The sequence below is a fragment of the Parafrankia irregularis genome (assembly GCF_001536285.1).
GTDB classification, from domain to species: domain Bacteria; phylum Actinomycetota; class Actinomycetes; order Frankiales; family Frankiaceae; genus Parafrankia; species Parafrankia irregularis.
In genome coordinates this window covers 1-16,736 of record NZ_FAOZ01000009.1, presented here as the reverse complement: position 1 = coordinate 16,736, position 16,736 = coordinate 1, and the positions used below count along the sequence as shown (strand labels likewise).

Sequence of the window (16,736 nt, the reverse complement as noted above, 5' to 3'; positions counted from 1 at the left end):
CGACAGAGGCGACGGCCGCCGCCTGGGGCAACGACCGCTGACTGGCAGGCAGGCGCACTATCCTCGCACAGATTAGGTGAAGTTAACCTAATATAGGCGAGATCGGAAATGCAACCACCAGTTCGGATCGGCCCAGCTGGTCGGGCCCTGCGGTGCGCTCAGACCAGGCGTCCGGCATCAAGTCGGACGATTCGCGGCAGGCGTTCGATGGTGCTCGGCCGATGCGCGATGACGACCAGCGTCCGGCCGGGTCGCAGCCGCTCGACCGCCGTTTCCAGTTGGAGCGCGGCATCCGGGTCGAGGTCGGCCGTCGCCTCGTCGAGCAGCAGTACCGGTGGATCGATGAGCGCCGCCCGCAACAACCCGACGATCTGGCGCTCGCCGGCGGAGAGCCGTTCGCCCCGGGTGCCGAGATCGGCGTCGAGACCACCCAGCCGCGCCGCCCAGTCGCCGAGGCCGAGGATGTCGACGGCCCGCTCCATCGCCGGCCGGCCCGGCGCGCCCGGCACCAGCGCCAGGTTCTCCGCCAGCGTGCCGGTGATGATGTGCACCTGCTGCGGAACGAGGACGATGCGGGCCCGAACCTCCCGCGCCGGGACGGCCCGCAGATCGACGCCCCCGTAGCGCACCGCCCCGACGTCCGGCTCGTAGAGCCCGGCGAGCAGCTTCGCCAGGGTCGTCTTCCCGGACCCGGTGACGCCGACGAGGCCGGCCCGGTCGCCGGTCGGGAAGGTGACCGAGACGTCGCGCAGCACCTCCGCGCCGTCGACGTAGCCGAAGCCGAGGTCGTCGGCGACCAGGTCGCCATGCGCCGGCAGGCCGCCGCCCCCGCCGCCCCCGCGGGCGCTCGGCACGGCCGCCAGGCCTGTCCCCGGGACCGGCGCCGAGCCCGGCACCGGCGGCAGTGCGTCGAGCAGGTCCGTCAGGCGAGCCAGGCCCACCCGGGCCAGCTGGGCCTGGCCGGCCAGTCCCGACAACGTCAGCACGCCTTCGAACAGGTTGCGGGTCGCGACCACGAAGACGACGACCGTGCCGACGCCGAGATGCCCCGCGCGCACCAGCCAGACGCTGAGCAGCAGCAGCGCGGCGGTGGCCAGCCCCTCGATCATGCCGAACAGCTCCAGCCGGTTCTGCACGACGAGCGTGCGGTCCGCCACCTGCTGGAGCCTGTCGTTGTCCTCCCGGAACCGGCGAATCCACTCCTGGGGTCGTCCGGGGGCGACCAGGGCCTCATGCGCGCTGAGCGTCTCGGTGAAGGCCGCCGTCATCGCCGCGTCGGCCGCGGCCTGGCGGCCGTACGCCTGCGACGCGCCCCGGTTGAACCAGGCCACGATCGCGATCGCCAGGGGCAGGAACAGCACGACGAGCAGCAACGTGAGCAGCCATGAGTAGACCAGCAGCAACACCGTGGTCAAAGCGATCGTGAGGCTGACGCCGAGCAGGTTGGGCAGCTGGTCGCGCAGGAAGAGCGTGAGGTCGGCGATCTCGCCGGTCGACCGGCGCAGCAGGTCACCGGTCCGGTGGGCCTCGATGAAGCGCAGAGGTGCCCGGGCGAGGCGTGCCACGACGAGATCCCGCAGGCCGCGGATGGTCCGCTCCCCGGCCGCGGACAGCAGCAGCTCCGACCAGCGCAGCAGGAGCATCCTGGCCAGGGCGAGCCCGACCATCAGGACGACCGCCTGCCACAGCCGGCCCCGGTCGCCCGCGGACACGGCGTCGACTCCCCACCCGATGGCGGGCGCGATGCCCACCACCGCCGCCGTGCTGGCCACACTCGCCAGCAGCGCGGCGGCCAGGATCGCCCGGTGCGGGCGCAGGTACGGCCAGAAGCGCCGGAAGGTGCCTGCGAGGGGCGGGTCGTCGGCCAGTACCCGGACCTCAGCCATCGCCGCCCCGCACACCGACGGTGCCCGCACCGCCACGCGAGCCGGCGGGCACGTGCTCGGCGGCCGGCACGGACCGTGCCGGCGCCGGCGCAGGGGCAGGGGCCAGCCGGACGACCCGGTCGGCGGCGGCCAGGACAGCCGGGCGATGGGAGATCACGACGAGCGCGGTCCGCGGCGACCACTCGCGCAGCCGGCGCAGAATCGTGGCCTCGGTCGCGGCGTCGACCGCCGCGGTGGCATCGTCGAGCACGAGCACGTCCGGACGTCCGACCAGCCCACGCGCCAACGCGAGCCGCTGCCCCTGCCCGCCGGAGACGGTCGCCCCGCGCTCCCCCAGCTCGGTGTCGTAGCCGTCGGGCAGGCTCATCACGAAGTCGTCGATCGCGGCCACCACGCAGGCCGCGCGCAACTCGTCGAGATCGACCTCGCGGCCGACCCGGATGTTGTCCGCGACCGTGCCCGCCAGAATCAGGGGCCGTTGGGGCACCAGGCCGATCCGGTGGGCGAGCTCGAGGCGGGACACCCGCCGCAGGTCGACGCCACCCAGGCTGACCGAGCCGCACGCCGGGTCCTCCACCCGGCACAGCAGGCGGGCGAGCGTCGTCTTGCCGCTGCCGGTCGGGCCGGTCACCACGACGAGCTCGCCCGGGCCGACGGCCAGGTCGACCGGGCCGAGCACCTGCCTTCCAGCGCGCCGGGCGGTGAGGGCGGTGGCGCGCAGCGCGGCGCCCGGTGGTGGAACCTCCGCATCGGCCGAGTCGTCGTCGGTCACCGGGGTGGCGAGAACCCCGGCGATGCGCCCCGCGGCGACGCGGGCCTGGCCGCGAGCGGCGAGCAGCTCGACCGCGACCGTGACCGCCAGCGCCAGCGTCGTCATCCAGGAGGTGAAGGCGACCAGGCCACCGATGGTGAGGTCGCCGCGCAGGGCGGCCGTACCGCCGATGGCCAGCCCGGCCGCGATCGCCAGCCTGGGCACGGCCGGTGGGACGGCGGCCCAGGACGCCGAGATCCGCGCGGCGGTCATCGTCCGGTCGGTGAGGACCGCGCTGCGGTCGTCGTGACGGCGGACGAGTGCCGTCTCACCGCCGAGGCCGCGGACCGCGGCACTGGCCGACAGCAGATCGTCCACCGCGTCGGCGCGGGCGGCGAAGGCCGCCGACAGGCTCTCGTTCGCCGCGCCGAACCGGCCGGGGAAGTAGCCGTTGACGAGCACGACCAGCGGGATCGTGGCGACTCCCACCACCAGCAGCCGCCAGTCGAGCAGGGCGAAGGCGGGCAGCACCACCACGATGGTCACCACGATCCGGACCCAGATCGTGAGGCTCTGCACCCACTGCCGGACGAGATCGACATCCCGGGTGACTCTGGTCGCCAGGTCGCCGTGCCCGAAGCGGGCGAGGGCGGGGCGGTCGAAGGCGGCCACCCGCTCGACCAGCGCGGCGCGCAGCGCGTGGGCGACGCCGTTCGCGGCCCGGCCCGACCACCACAGCCCTCCGGCCCCACCGATCATGAAGACGACGGCGAACAGCGCCGTCGGAATCGCCCAGGTGGCCGTGCCCTGCACCGAGTGCGCGGTGACGCCTCGGTCGAGCGCGCGTTGGATACACCAGGGAAGCGCCAGCATGGCGGCCTGCTGGGCGACGGTCGCCAGACCCCCGAGGGCGAGATCACGCCGCCGGGCCAGGAGCTGCCCACGGAGCAGTCCTGTCGAGCCGTGCAGCCCAGCGCCCAACCCAGCACCGCCCTGATCGGATGTGCCCACGCCGTCCGACCGCTTCCGTTCCCGCGCTTCGGGCGCTCCGCCGGAACCGAAGCCGTTCGTCCGGGCGGCCGTGAGTACTCGCGGCCCCCGCGTGATCGGAGATCGCGGGACAGTGGATTTCTCGCCTGTTAGGTATAGCTAACCTAAGGACGATGGTCAACCCGCACGGCTGGCCGGCACCGGGCGACACCCGACCTGGGGACCGTGACACAGGATCTCAGAGCCCGGCCACCCACCGCGACCAGTCGAGCCGACAGCCGCACACTTGACACCCCGGAACTCCATCCGAAAAATAGGTAAGCCTTCCTTTACCAGACCATCGGAACATATGCCGTCCTCTGCCTCTCTGCCGTCGGGAAAGGCACGGCACACGGGGAACCGGAGGATTCGGGCGTGGTGAAAGTCACGGCACCGCCTCACGACGCGGACGCGGACACGGCCGACGCCGACACCGACGACGCCGCCGCCGACCGGACCGCGGCCGACCAGACAGCGGCCGAGCTGGCTGAGCTGCGTCGTGCGGTCCGCGGCCGGATCGGCGTCGCGGCCGTGCTGCAGGCACTGGCCGCGGTGCTGTCGATCGCCCCGGCGGTCGTGCTGGTGGAGATCGCGCGGCGGCTGCTGAACGACGAGGGCCGGTCGGTGTGGTCGCTCGCCTGGCTCGCGGCCGGCCTGCTCCTCGCCCGGTTCGTGCTGTACGCGTCGGCGAGCCTGCTCAGCCATCTCGCCGACGCCGACCTCGCGTACCTGCTGCGCCGCCGGATGACCGAGCACGTCAGCGCCCTGCCGCTGAGCTGGTTCGCGGGCGGGGTGTCGGCTCGGGTGCGCTCGACGGTGCAGGACGACGTGGGCTCGTTGCACCACGCTGTCGCCCACGCCCGCGCCGACCTGGCCTCGGCGGTGGCCGGCCCGACCGTCGTGATCATCTACCTGCTCTGGGTCGACTGGACGCTCGCGCTGGTCACGGTTGCGCTCATCGCGGTGGCCCAGACCATCCGCTCACGGCTCGCGGTGCGCGCGACCGACCAGGTGAACCGCATCGCGGCAGCCAACAGCGAGCTGACCGCGGCCGTTCTGGAGACGGTGCGCGGCATCAGCGTCGTCAAGGCCTTCGCCGCCGACCAGAGCTCCCGCCGGTTCACGGCGGCCGCGGCCGAGCACGCCGACGCCGACGAGCAGGCCCAGCGCATCTTCCTGCGCCCGCGCGGCGTCGCGCGGGCCACGGTGGCACCGGCGACGGTGGTGTTCGTGGTCACGGCCGTCGGGACCGGCCTGGTCGCCGCCGGCTGGACCGACCCGGTGGATCTGGTGGCCTTCATCCTCCTCGGCGTCGGCCTGTTCGAGCAGATCACCCCGATCTACCTGGCCCAGGACCTGCGGGAACGCGCTCAGGACGCGGCCGGGCGGATCAGTGGCCTGCTGCGCGAGCCCCGGCAGCCGGAGGTCGACCCCATCCGGGCCCGCACCGTGGGCATCCCGCCGACCGTCGAGCTCGACGACGTCCACTTCGCCTACCCGGACGGTCGCGAGGTCCTGCACGGGGTGAGCGCGACGCTGCGGCCAGGCACCGTGACCGCGCTGGTCGGCTCCTCCGGGGCGGGCAAGTCGACGCTGGCGATGCTGATGGCCCGGTTCGCCGACGTCACCGCCGGCACGATCCGCCTCGGTGGCGCCGACCTGCGCGACATCGACCGCGACGAGCTCTACCGCCACATCGGATTCCTGCTGCAGGACGTCGTGCTGCTGCGCCGGACGATCCGGGACAACATCGCCCTCGCGGTCCCGGACGCGTCCGACGAGGCGGTCCGCGCCGCCGCCCGCGCGGCCGCCGTCGACGACCGCGTCCTCGCCCTGCCGCGGGGCTACGACTCGGTCGTCGGCGAGGACGCGCACCTGTCCGGCGGTGAGGCACAGCGGATCGCGATCGCCCGCACGCTGCTGGCCGGCACGCCGATCGTGCTCCTCGACGAGGCCACCGCGTTCGCCGACCCCGACTCCGAGGCCGCCATCCAGGACGCGCTGGCCGAGCTGGCCGCGGGCCGGACGCTGCTCGTGATCGCGCACCGCCTGTACACGGTCACCGCGGCCGACCAGATCCTCGTCCTCGACGACGGACGGATCGTCGAGCGCGGCCGGCACGACGACCTGCTCGCCGCGGGTGGGCGCTACGCCCAGCTCTGGCGGGCGCAGCAGAGCGATCGGGAAGGACGAGCTTGACATCCTCGACGAACACGGCGGGTCCAGCGGGTACGGCCAGCGTCGCGGGCAGCCTGCGCGGCCTCGTCCCAGCCGGCCAGCACCGGCCGCTGGGGTGGTACCTCGCGTCGGTGGCCGGCTATGCCGTCAGCGAGGGAGTGGCCTTCGGCGTGCTGTTCCCACTGCTGACCGCCCTGTTCGACGGCGACACCACCACGGCGGCATGGTGGCTGCTCCCCCTCACCGCCGCGGCGGTCGCCGGGTGGTTCGCGCACTACTACCTGGGATCGCGGGCGCTGCGGCTGTCCTCGGTCTGGCGCCGAGACCTCTACAACCGGCTCGGCGGCAAGCTGGTGACGCTGCCGCTGGGCTGGTTCGACGGGACTCGGGGGGGCGAGGTCCCGCAGCTGGTCATCGGTGACGTGGCCAGGGTCTCCTCCACCGTGTTCCTCGCGCAGGCCCTGATCAGTGTGGTCGCGACCCCCACGACGATCGCCGTGTTCCTGCTCGGCTTCGACTGGCGGATCGGACTCGCCGCGCTGATCGCCGTCCCGCTCGTGCTGGTCGCGCTCTCGGTCAGCCGCCGGCTCACCGAACGCTCCGAAGCGGCCGAGAACGCCGCCACCACCGAGGCCGGCAGCCGGCTCGTCGAGTTCGCGGGGGCCCAGCCGACGCTGCGGGCCACCGGCCAGACCGCCGCCGGTCGCGCCGCGCTGGACGACGCCCTGGCCGACCAGCACCGCGCCTCCCGGCGCAAGATCGTCCGCTCGCTGCCCGGCGAGTACATCGGGGAGATCGGCCTCCAGCTGGCACTCACCGCCCTGTTCCTCGTCGGGCTCGCGCTCACCACGCAGGACGGCCTCGAACCGGGCCGGATGATCGCCCTGGTCGTGCTCGGCATCAGTCTGCTGCGCCCACTCGACGCGCTGGTCGGCCTCGGCGGCATCCTGCAGAGCTGCGCTGCCTCCGCCCGGCGGATCGCCGAGCTCCTGGCGGTCGAACCGCTCCCCGAGCCCGCGGACGGCAAGCAGATCGGCCACGCCGGGATCGAGCTGACCGACGTCCACTTCTCCTATCCCGACGGGCCCGAGGTCCTGACCGGGCTGAACCTCACCGTCCCGGCCGGGCGGACCACCGCGCTCGTCGGCGCCTCCGGCGGCGGGAAGACGACGGTCACGAAGCTGATCGCCCGTTTCCACGACGTCGGCTCCGGGTCGGTGCGCGTGGGCGGCGTGGACGTCCGCGACGTCACCGGCCGTGAGCTGTTCGGGCACATCGCGCTGGTGTTCCAGGACGTCTACCTGCTCGACACCACCATCGAGGAGAACATCCGGTTCGGCAACCCCGGTGCGACCGAGGAACAGGTCCGCGACGCGGCGCGACGCGCCCAGGTCGACTCGATCGTCGCCCGGCTCCCGAACGGCTGGGCCAGCCATGTCGGTGAGGGCGGGAGGCTGCTGTCGGGCGGCGAGCGCCAGCGCGTGGCCATCGCCCGCGCCCTGTGCAAGGACGCGCCCATCGTCCTGCTCGACGAGGCCACGGCATCCCTCGACACGGAGAACGAGGCGGCCGTCCACGACGCCATCGCCGAGCTCGCCACCGACCGCACCGTCCTGGTCATCGCGCACCGGCTCGACACGATCATCCGTGCCGACCAGATCGCCGTCCTGGACGGCGGCCGGATCGTCGAGTGCGGGACGCACCCGGAGCTCGTCGCACAGGATGGCCGGTACGCCGCCTTCTGGCGCGAACGCGAACGTGCCCGCGGATGGCGGCTGACAACCGGCGCCCGGACCGGCACCGCCGGAGATCGGGGCTGACCTCCGCCGGCATCCCCGGTACGGCCCTCGGCCGTCAGCGGGTGGCGGACGTCGCCACGCCGGGGCCGCTGCGCGTCGGGCGGGTCAGCCTGGGATCGACGCGGCGCAGCATGGCCGCGGTCAGGGCGAGGGTGGCGCAGGCCAGGATGACGCCGAAGCCGATGTCGAAGGTCCAGATGTGCTGGTTGTGCTCCCACAACGGGTCCGCCGGGTCGGTGCGCAGCCCCTCGTAGCCCAGCTTCGAGACCTCGTTGATGTCCGCGGTGGACGCAAGCGCCGCATAGCCCCACCGCGCCGGCGCGATCCAGGAGATCTGCGCCACCCAGGTCCGGCCGGACAGCGACACCAGACCACCGGAGAGCATGAGCTGGGCCATCGTCACCAGCACCAGGACGGGCATCGTCTTGTCCGCCGTGTCGACGATCGTCGACACCAGCAGACCGATCACCATCGACGCGTTCGCGGTGACGATCATCGCGATGAGGATCTCGGCCAGCGGGGAGCCCAGCGCGACGGCGTCCGCCGGTGCCCGGCCCACCAGGCCGATGAAGGTGCAGACCACGCACTGCACGGTGGTGATCCCGGTCAGCACCACCGTCTTCGAACCGAGATAGGCTGCGCGGGAAAGCCCGATGGTCCGTTCCCGCCGGTAGATGTCACGTTCCTTGACGATCTCCCGGACGGAGTTCGCCATACCCATGAAACAGCCGCACAGGATCAGCACGACGAACACCTTCGGCGCGTTGGGGTTCGGTGCGTCCGGAAGTGCGCCCAGCCCGTCCGGCGCGGGAATCATTCTGGGAATGAAACCGAGCAGGAACGGGAACACGATGATCAGGCGCAGGTAGGAATGGTCGGCCCGTATCACCCGCAGGTAGCGGCGGGTGAGAGTGGAAAGCTGGGCGACGACCGGCCGTTTTCGCACCCTGGGCAGATCCGCCGGCGGCCTGCGGGCCATCGGAGCGACCACGGCCGACGGCACGAAGTACTCCGACGCCCGGAACCGGGCGGCGGCCCCCGCCCCGGAGGTGTGCTCCAGCGTGCGGAACACCGACGCGAACTCGCGGAAGTCGTTCTTGCCGAAGAAGTGCAGCGCCCCGTCGACCGGGCCGAAATAGGCCACGTGCCCACCCGGTGCCAGGACGAGAACGTAGTCACAGAGATCCAGGAAAAGCACGCTGTGGGTGACGACGATGACGGTGCGGCCGTTCTCGTCCGACGGGCCCGTGCCCGCGCCCCGGTCCGTACTCGCCCCCGCCCCCTTGGCCAGGCCGCGCAGTGTCTGCATCACGGACTGGTCGTTGGCCGGGTCGAGGCCGGAGGTCGGTTCGTCCAGGAACAGCAGCGACGGGCAGGTGAGCAGTTCCAGCGCCACCGAGGTGCGCTTACGCTGGCCACCGGAGAGCCGGTGCACCGCGGTGTCGGCGTGCGCGGTCAGCCCGAGCTCGTCGAGAACCTCCTCCACCCGGGTGCGCCGCTCGTGCGCGGTGGTGTCCGCGGGAAAGCGCAGCTCGGCCCCGTACTCGAGGGCCTGCCGGACGGTGAGCTGGCCGTGCAGCGGGTCGGCCTGCGGCACGTACCCGATCCGTCGGCGTAGCTCCTCGTAGTCCGCGTAAAGGTCCCGGCCCGCGTACCGGACGGTGCCGGCGTCCGCGGGCCGGAACCCGGCCAGCGCGTTGAGCAGCGTCGACTTGCCCGCGCCGCTGGGCCCGACCACGGCGAGCAGCGACCGGGCCGGCAGCCGGAAGGTCACGTTGTGCATCAGCTGCTTGGCGCCGGCGTGCACCGACAGCGCCCGCGCCTCGAAGGCGACGTCGCCGGAGTCGATGTACTCGACGAGGCAGTCGCCCTTGAGCTGGTAGAGGTGGTGGCCGATGGCGATCACGTCACGCTCGCCGACCGGGGCCGCCGTCACCCTCCGGCCGTTGACGAAGGTCCCGTTCGCCGAGCCGAGATCGACGATCCGCACGCCGTCGGCCCGCACCTCCAGCGCCGCGTGGTAGCGCGAGGCGAGCAGGTCCCCGACGGTGATGTCGTTGTCGCTGGAGCGGCCCAGATGCAGCCGCCCCGGACGCAACGTGTGCAGCCGGTGGTGGGCGCCGGCCGGGATGGTGGCGGCACCGGTGGCGGCGGGGAACGGGGCCACGGCGGTGGCAGCGGTGGCGGAGAGCGACACGGTGCCGTTGCCGGAGGTGACAGCGGTGGCCGAGCGCGACGCGGTGCCGTGACCGGAGGTGGCAGCGTGCCGCCAGCCGGACGCGGTCGGCCTGCCACCGACCGAGGCGCTGGCCACGGGGATCATCTGCGGGACAGCCGAGCCCTGGCTGCGACGCCACTGGACGCCCAGCGGCACGGTGTTCTCGTCGCTCGCCCACCGGGGGGCGGGCCACCGCGTGTCCACGCCGGCAGCCACGGAGTCGTGTCGCGCACGCCCGCGCCGGGCCTGTTGTTCATGGTTTCGCTCGTCATGGTTTCGCTCGGCTCGCAGCGCCCGCTGCTCCAGTTTCGCCACATACGCTCGCCCACGCCGCAGCCGGCACCCCAGGAAGGTCGATCCGACACTCCACAGGAGCACCCCGGCGACGGACTGCACCACAGCGTCCGGCCGGGCCAGCGCCGCCGGCAGGATCAGGATGACGGCGCCGGCGGCAGCGGTCCACGCGACCTTCGCCGGCCGGTAGGCCCCGGCGCTGTAGAACGCCACCCAGGCCGCCAGCAACGACGGCCCGTCGCCCGGTGGCCCGGCCAGGAGATTCACGAGGCAGGACCACCCGGCGACGAATCCGAGAACCAGCGGCGGCCAGCGCCGGCGCAGCACCAGAACTGCACAACTAATCGCACTTGTAACAAGGAAAGTCGCACTCAGTCCGGAACTATCCACCGGGGCCTGCGTGGCGATCACCACACCCAGCCCAAAGGCAACGCACGCGACGGCGATATCGGCTAGATACGTCCGACGCCGCGACTCCTCCCGACCGACATTTCGGAACCCCGCCAGCCATCCGGACACGGCATCACCGTACATAGCCAACGCCGATATCCACCGCGCAGAAACCCGAAAGTGCCACCGGCTACCGCATCTGCAGTAGCCGGTGTACGGCGAATCCGCCGCCTCCCCTCGACGCGGGATCTCGTGGGATGACCGGACATCGCACCGGCCGGAACGTCCGGCCGGGACGCCATGGACGCCATGGACGCCGACAGCACCACCAGCCGGACCGAGCCCGCGAAGCCCACACGGATCAGGAACGACCGGGAACCGAAGCCACCTCCAGCTGCCGGTGACAAGCCTGCCGAACAATGCTCCGAAGCTCCTGCACCGGCCGCCCCCAGCCAGCATCCCATTCATCCGCAAGGTGAAACAACGAACCGAGCGGAAGATTCATCACTGATTCGTCGAAGTAGTGGTCACCGGCTGTCTCATGAACCCTGTCGACGACCCATCGCTCGGTCGCGCGCCCCGCAAAGAGCAGTTCAGCCACATTGGTGAAAGCCATCAGCGCAGCTGCCCGCAGGTGGTCTCGTTCCACCGCCGCGACGTCAACCTCCAGCGGGCCGCATTCCCGCAGAGCCGCCTCGATCAGATCACGGACCGCGGCCGGATCCCTGCCATCGAGGCCGGCGAGCTCGACCAGCGCCGCACCGTCATAACCACGCGCGATCCAGTGCGCCGCCCAGCCTGGAACCTGCTCCGTCGGAAGCATTCCCAGTACCAGCCACGCCGCGACCAGGTCTGGAGCGGGAACGCCGTCATCCGGTTCGGTCGGCAGTTCACCGGTGTTCGTCTTATCCGGCCGCATCTCATCGTTCTAACACCGGTCGGCCGCCGGCTGGGCGACGCGGACGAATCAGACCCGCAGGCCGGCGTTCAGCCGGCCAGCCGGCCGTTGACCGCGGCGATGACGGCGTTGACCGATGCGGTGAGCGCGGAGGTGTCCTGGCCGACCCCCCAGCGTTCCGTACCGTTGAGGCCGATCTCGATGTAGGCCGTCGCGAGGCTGGTGCCGCCACGGTCCATGGCGTGCTCGCTGAAGGCGACGATCTCCGCCTCGACGCCGATCCCGGCGAGCAGCGCTGTCAGCGCCGCCAACGGTCCGTTCCCGATCCCCCGGCGAGGCGTCCGCACCTCGCCCCCGGACGTCGCCAGCTCGGCGACGAACTCGTGCTCACCCGGTGCGGCCTCGGCGGTCCGCCAACTGGACAGCAGGATCGGCCCGCGGTGCACCGGTGCCAGATAGCGGGCCTGGAACATCTCCCAGAGCTCCTTGGCCACGAGCTCGCGGCCGTCGCGGTCAGCGGCTTCCTGCGCGACCCGGGAGAAGTCGGCCCGCAGGCCCCTGGGGAGCTCCAGGCCGTAGTGAAGGTTCAGCAGATGCGCGATCCCGCCCTTGCCGGACTGGCTGTTCACCCGGATCAGCGCCTCGTAGCTGCGCCCGACGTCCGCCGGGTCTATCGGCAGGTACGGAACGGCCCACGGGGCTCGGCCCTCGGGCACTGACTGCGCGGCGGCGAGGGCGGCGTGATGTGCCAGCCCCTTGCTGATCGCGTCCTGGTGGGTGCCGGAGAAGGCGGTGTAGGCCAGCTCGCCCCCGTAGGGGTGCCGGGGATGGACCGGCACCCGGTTGCAGTGCTCGACGGTCTCCCGAACGACGTCGATGTCCGAGAAGTCGATCATCGGGTTGACGCCCTGGGAGTAGAGGTTGAGCGCGAGGGTGACCAGATCGACGTTGCCGGTGCGTTCGCCGTTGCCGAACAGGCAGCCCTCGACCCGCTGCGCGCCGGCGAGCAGCGCCAGCTCCGCACACGCGACCCCGGTGCCGCGGTCGTTGTGCGGGTGGACGGACAGGATCACCGACTCCCGCCGCGCCAGGTGACGGTCCATGTACTCGATCTGATCGGCGTAGACGTTCGGAGTGGAGATCTCGACCGTCGCAGGCAGGTTGTGGATGACCGGTCGCTGCGGGCAGGCGTCCCACAGCTCGCTGAGGCTGTTGCAGATCTCCAGCGCGAAGTCGGGTTCGGTCGCGTTGAAGACCTCGGGAGAGAACTGGAAGCGGACGTCGGGAGAGCGCGGGGACTCGGCGAGTCGCGCCATGTGCTCCGCGGCGTCGCGTGCCAGCGCCAGCAGGTCCGCACGGTCGTGGCCCAGGACGACCTGCCGCCAGACCGGTGCCGTGGCGACATAGAGGTGAACGACGACGCGAGGCATGCCACCGGCCGCCGGCATCCCGGCGATCGCCTCGAAGGTCCGCTCGATGAGATCTCGCCGTGCCGGGGTGAACACCACCGTTGTCACATCCGGCGGGACGGCATCGTCCTCGACCAGGTGCCGGACGAAGTCGAAATCCGTCTGGCTGGCGGAGGGGTAGCCGACCTCGATCTCCTTGAAACCCATGGCGACGAGCAGATCGAACATCATCCGCTTGCGCGGTGTGTCCATCGGCTCGCGCAGGGCCTGGTTCCCGTCCCGCAGGTCCACCGACACCCACAGCGGCGCGGTGTCCACGCGGCGTGTCGGCCAGATCCTGCTGGATGGGTCGACTGCCGGCAGCTCGACCCGCTCGTGGATGGGCAGGTACCGCTGGTGCGGCATCGAGCTGGGGCGTTGCGCGTTCCACGCCGCGGCACCTGCCGGCAGCGCGCCCCGCGGACGGACGACGGTGGGGAAGCTGACCGCGTCGGCAAAGGCAGCGGCGGCAGGGAAGGCGGCGGATGTGGAGGGTGCGGTGGGTGCGGTGGGTGCGGTGGGTGTCGAGGAGACGGCGGCCGGCGCCGCCGCGACAGATGGACTACTCGAATGATCGGGCATAGGAGGTGATCGGCCCTTCGGGTCTCGGTCGCGCGTGGTCGACCGGCGGCACAGCGGCCCCGCGGCGGGGTGCCGGTCGCCTCAGGCCCCGCCGCGGCGGGTAAGAAGCAGCCACACGCCCAGCGTCACGGGGGGGTACCATACTCCACATCTCAGCTCCTCAGACAACCTGAGAGGTTTACATGGCGCTCGGCGCGTTGCGATCGACGTCGCTGGTCGACCAGGCGACGCAGCTTCTGCGTGACCAGATCACCAGCGGCGAGTGGCCGGTGGGAACCCGCCTGCCCGGGGAGAACGCGCTCGCGGCGACGCTGGGTGTGGGTCGCTCCACCGTGCGCGAGGCGCTGCGCGCGCTGGCCGGAGCGGGGCTGCTGCAGGCCCGGCAGGGATCCGGCGTGTACGTCATCGCCACCGAACCGGCGCAGGACTGGAGGGACGCGCTGCGCCGCGCCGCGGTGGGCGACGTCTACGAGGTCCGGATGTTCCTGGAGGTGCAGGCCGTGCGGCTGGCCGCGCAGCGGCGCACCGAGGTGGAGATCACCGCCATGCGCGACGCTCTCGATCGGCGACGGGCCGCGGCCGGCGGTGACGACGAGACGTTCGTCGACGCGGACATCGCCCTGCACGCCGCCGTTGTAGCGGCCGCGCACAATCCGGTGCTCGACGGGCTGTTCACCGAGTTCCTGCCGGTGCTGCGCCGGGGGCTCATCGATCTGGTCGACCTGCTCGGCCTGCGCGCCACCGACCACAACCACGGTGACGCCGCGCACGCCGCCCTCGTCGAGGCCGTGGCCACTGGCGACGGTGAGCGTGCCAGCGAGATCCTGCAGGCCGAGCTGGACCAGACGCTCGCCCTGCTGCGAGCCCCGACGGCCTGAACGCGCATCACAGCGCAGGACGGATCAGCGCTGAAGGCCGATCAGAAACGAAGCTGGCGCTTGAGGACCTTGCCCATCGGGTTACGCGGCAGCTCGTCGACGAGCTCCAGGCGCTCGGGGCACTTGTACCGCGCAAGGCCTTCGACCTGGCAGTGGATCCCGAGGTCGGCGAGGGTGACCGTGGTACCGGGACGCACGACCACCACGGCGCAGACCAGCTCCCCGGTACGTTCGTCCGGCACGCCGACGACGGCGGCGTCCGCGACCGCCGGGTGACGCAGCAGCACCTCCTCGATCTCGGAGGCCGAGATGTTCTCCGCGTTGCGGATGATGACGTCCTTGAGCCGGCCCTCGACGCGGACCCGGCCCTCGCCGTCGACCGAGCCGAGATCACCGGTGCGCAGCCACCCCTCGTCGTCGAAGGCGTCGGCGTCCAGCGTGGCGTCGACGTAGCCGAGGAAGCACTGCGGCCCCTTCAGCCGCAGCTCACCGTCGACGACGCGGACCCGCACGCCGGTCATCGGCCGGCCCACGGTCGACCCGGCTCCGGCGTCCGACGGTGTCTCGCTGGTCGCCACCGGGAGCTCGGTCAGCCCCCAGGAGTTCACCACTCCCGCAACACCGAACACCTCGGCGACCTCCCGGCTCACGGTCTCCGGGGTCGGCGCCCCACCACCGACGCAGACCCGCACCGCGGGGAACAACGGCGTGTCGCCGTGCCGGCGCTGGGCCGCCACGTACGCCAGGAAGAACGGTGTGGCGGAGCCGAGGAAGGTCGGCCGGTGGGTGGCCATCCGCCCGGGGGTCGTCGCCGGGTCGAACACGTCGAACAACACCAGCCGGCCCCCGGTGCGCAGCGCCGCCGCCAGCATCGCCACACCCCCGATATGGGCCAGCGGCCAGGCGATCGGATACACGTCACCGGCGCCGAAACCCAGCCCGTCCACCACACCGTTGGACGACGCGATCACCGAGGCGTCGGTGTGCCGCACACCCTTGGGATCGGCCACCGTCCCCGACGAGTAGTAGATCCACCTGCACTCCCCGACACCGACCGGAGGCGCCGAATTCCCGGCAGAGGTCGACAGCACGGACAGCCCGGACAGCCCGGGTAGCTCCGGCAGCGTGCCGGGGTCGGCGGCGGGGAGCCGCAGACCACTGCGCGGCGGACTCTCAAGATCGAGCGAGACCACCTCGACACCGAGGGAACGAGCCATCTCCCCGTGGCCGAAACCGCGCCACCGCTCCGGCACGACGAGCAGGCGGGCACCGACCTGCCGCGTGATGTACCCGACCTCCCGATGCCGGAACACCGGGATGATCGGATTCTGCACCAGACCGAGCCGGGCACACGCCACCATCAGCACCGCTGCCTCGAGGGTGGTCGGCAGCTGCCACGAGACGACGTCACCCGGCCGCAGCCCGAGCGCGTACAGACCGGCCGCCACCCGCTCGGCCTCCTCGCGCAGCCCGGCGGACGTCAGTGCCCGACCATGGTCGTCCGCGAGGATCACCGCGTCGGGCGAACGGCCCTCGGCCCGTTCGACCAGGGACCAGAACGCGGCCGCTGCTGGTATGCCGAGGTTAGGCCCGTTCGACGCGCTCGCCGTGGTCGTCATTTGTCAGGCCCCGACCCCTCCGCCAGCAGCAACTCGCCCGAAGGAACCGAATCTATCTATACTTTTGGGTGCTGTCGAGCAGGTCAGGTGCCATCCGACAGTGCGCCGCCGCGGACCACCTGGGACCACGCCGATGTCGGCAGCCTGCATACAAGCGCCTTCCAGCGGGCCATCGCCCCAGCCGCAGCGGATCTCGACCGGCCAGGACCGTGGCGCCGGCGGCCGACCGGAGATCGGGCGACTCGACGCCTCCCTCCCGCCTCCGCCCAGGGCCACCCGAGGGCTTCACTGGAAATATATATAGATTTACATTACGATGGTCTCGACCTGGGAGTAGCGGGAAGAGGGACGAGTCGTTGACTGACGGACGTGTGTTGATGGAGCGGGAGCCGGAGTCCGGCATCGCCCGCATCACGATCAACAATGCGCAGCGGCGCAACTCCTACGACCCGCCGATGCGCGACCAGCTCGCCGCCTACCTCGACGAACTGGCAGACGACGACGACACCAAGGTCGTCCTCCTGCGCGGCACCGGCGGCTACTTCTCCTCCGGCGCCGACATGCGCAACGCCTACGGCTGGTACGGCGAAGGTACCGACCAGACCCCCCACAGCAACGGAGACGGCAGCACCACCGGCAACGGAAAAACCACCCGGCGACGCCGACCCAGCCAACGCCGCCGCCTCGCCGTCGACCGCCGCACCTTCGCCTTCTACCACGAACTCCTCGGCTACCCCAAAGCCACCATCGCCCAGGTCGAAGGCCT

General features: G+C 71.8%; 10 protein-coding genes. 4 read left to right on the top strand and 6 right to left on the bottom strand.

Translation table 11 applies throughout. The features are described 5' to 3' along the window. Positions 1-158: 158 nt before the first annotated feature. Together AWX74_RS16470 and AWX74_RS16465 are read right to left on the bottom strand one after the other, a co-directional pair. Positions 159-1,886, bottom strand: coding sequence for an ABC transporter ATP-binding protein (locus AWX74_RS16470; RefSeq protein WP_091277897.1), 1,728 nt, complete (start codon positions 1,884-1,886; stop codon positions 159-161). Next, positions 1,879-3,618: an ABC transporter ATP-binding protein gene (locus tag AWX74_RS16465; protein WP_226930815.1), complete on the bottom strand. Its 1,740-nt coding sequence runs from the start codon at positions 3,616-3,618 to the stop codon at positions 1,879-1,881. The genes AWX74_RS16470 and AWX74_RS16465 overlap by 8 nt, the downstream gene beginning before the upstream one ends. A 423-nt stretch (positions 3,619-4,041) precedes the next feature. On the opposite strand from AWX74_RS16465, the gene AWX74_RS16460 reads away from it, so the two are divergent. Both AWX74_RS16460 and AWX74_RS16455 read left to right on the top strand, forming a co-directional pair. Next, positions 4,042-5,865, top strand: coding sequence for an ABC transporter ATP-binding protein (locus AWX74_RS16460; protein ID WP_091277572.1), 1,824 nt, complete (start codon positions 4,042-4,044; stop codon positions 5,863-5,865). Beyond that, positions 5,862-7,664, top strand: a complete 1,803-nt coding sequence (locus AWX74_RS16455; RefSeq protein WP_091277570.1) for an ABC transporter ATP-binding protein — start codon at positions 5,862-5,864, stop codon at positions 7,662-7,664. The genes AWX74_RS16460 and AWX74_RS16455 overlap by 4 nt, the downstream gene beginning before the upstream one ends. A 34-nt stretch (positions 7,665-7,698) precedes the next feature. Here AWX74_RS16455 and AWX74_RS16450 read toward each other — a convergent pair whose 3' ends face one another. From AWX74_RS16450 to AWX74_RS16440, 3 genes are all read right to left on the bottom strand, one after another. After that, complete coding sequence (locus AWX74_RS16450) at positions 7,699-10,689, bottom strand: ATP-binding cassette domain-containing protein (protein ID WP_423212970.1); 2,991 nt, start codon at positions 10,687-10,689, stop codon at positions 7,699-7,701. A 217-nt stretch (positions 10,690-10,906) separates the two neighbouring features. Continuing rightward, positions 10,907-11,464: a hypothetical protein gene (locus tag AWX74_RS16445; RefSeq protein ID WP_226930814.1), complete on the bottom strand. Its 558-nt coding sequence runs from the start codon at positions 11,462-11,464 to the stop codon at positions 10,907-10,909. A gap of 68 nt (positions 11,465-11,532) precedes the next feature. Next, complete coding sequence (locus tag AWX74_RS16440; protein WP_193209898.1) at positions 11,533-13,257, bottom strand: 2-isopropylmalate synthase; 1,725 nt, start codon at positions 13,255-13,257, stop codon at positions 11,533-11,535. A gap of 398 nt (positions 13,258-13,655) precedes the next feature. Between AWX74_RS16440 and AWX74_RS16435 the strand changes: the two genes are divergently transcribed. Next, positions 13,656-14,351, top strand: a complete 696-nt coding sequence (locus tag AWX74_RS16435; RefSeq protein WP_091277566.1) for a FadR/GntR family transcriptional regulator — start codon at positions 13,656-13,658, stop codon at positions 14,349-14,351. Positions 14,352-14,392: 41 nt separating this feature from the next. On the opposite strand, the gene AWX74_RS16430 is transcribed toward AWX74_RS16435, so the two are convergent. Beyond that, positions 14,393-15,970, bottom strand: coding sequence for a class I adenylate-forming enzyme family protein (locus AWX74_RS16430; RefSeq protein WP_091277564.1), 1,578 nt, complete (start codon positions 15,968-15,970; stop codon positions 14,393-14,395). A 356-nt stretch (positions 15,971-16,326) separates the two neighbouring features. Here AWX74_RS16430 and AWX74_RS16425 point away from each other — a divergent pair. Then, positions 16,327-16,736, top strand: a 410-nt coding sequence (locus AWX74_RS16425; protein ID WP_242666265.1) for an enoyl-CoA hydratase/isomerase family protein, incomplete at its 3' end; no start/stop codon positions are given.

What these genes read in the sequence shown, in the direction of transcription:
- AWX74_RS16430 (WP_091277564.1), bottom strand. Translation starts at nt 15,970, where the DNA reads ATGACGACCACGGCGAGCGCGTCGAACGGGCCTAACCTCGGCATACCA.
- AWX74_RS16445 (WP_226930814.1), bottom strand. Translation starts at nt 11,464, where the DNA reads ATGCGGCCGGATAAGACGAACACCGGTGAACTGCCGACCGAACCGGAT.
- AWX74_RS16450 (WP_423212970.1), bottom strand. Translation starts at nt 10,689, where the DNA reads ATGTACGGTGATGCCGTGTCCGGATGGCTGGCGGGGTTCCGAAATGTC.
- AWX74_RS16440 (WP_193209898.1), bottom strand. Translation starts at nt 13,257, where the DNA reads ATGCCGCACCAGCGGTACCTGCCCATCCACGAGCGGGTCGAGCTGCCG.
- AWX74_RS16470 (WP_091277897.1), bottom strand. Translation starts at nt 1,886, where the DNA reads ATGGCTGAGGTCCGGGTACTGGCCGACGACCCGCCCCTCGCAGGCACC.
- AWX74_RS16435 (WP_091277566.1), top strand. Translation starts at nt 13,656, where the DNA reads ATGGCGCTCGGCGCGTTGCGATCGACGTCGCTGGTCGACCAGGCGACG.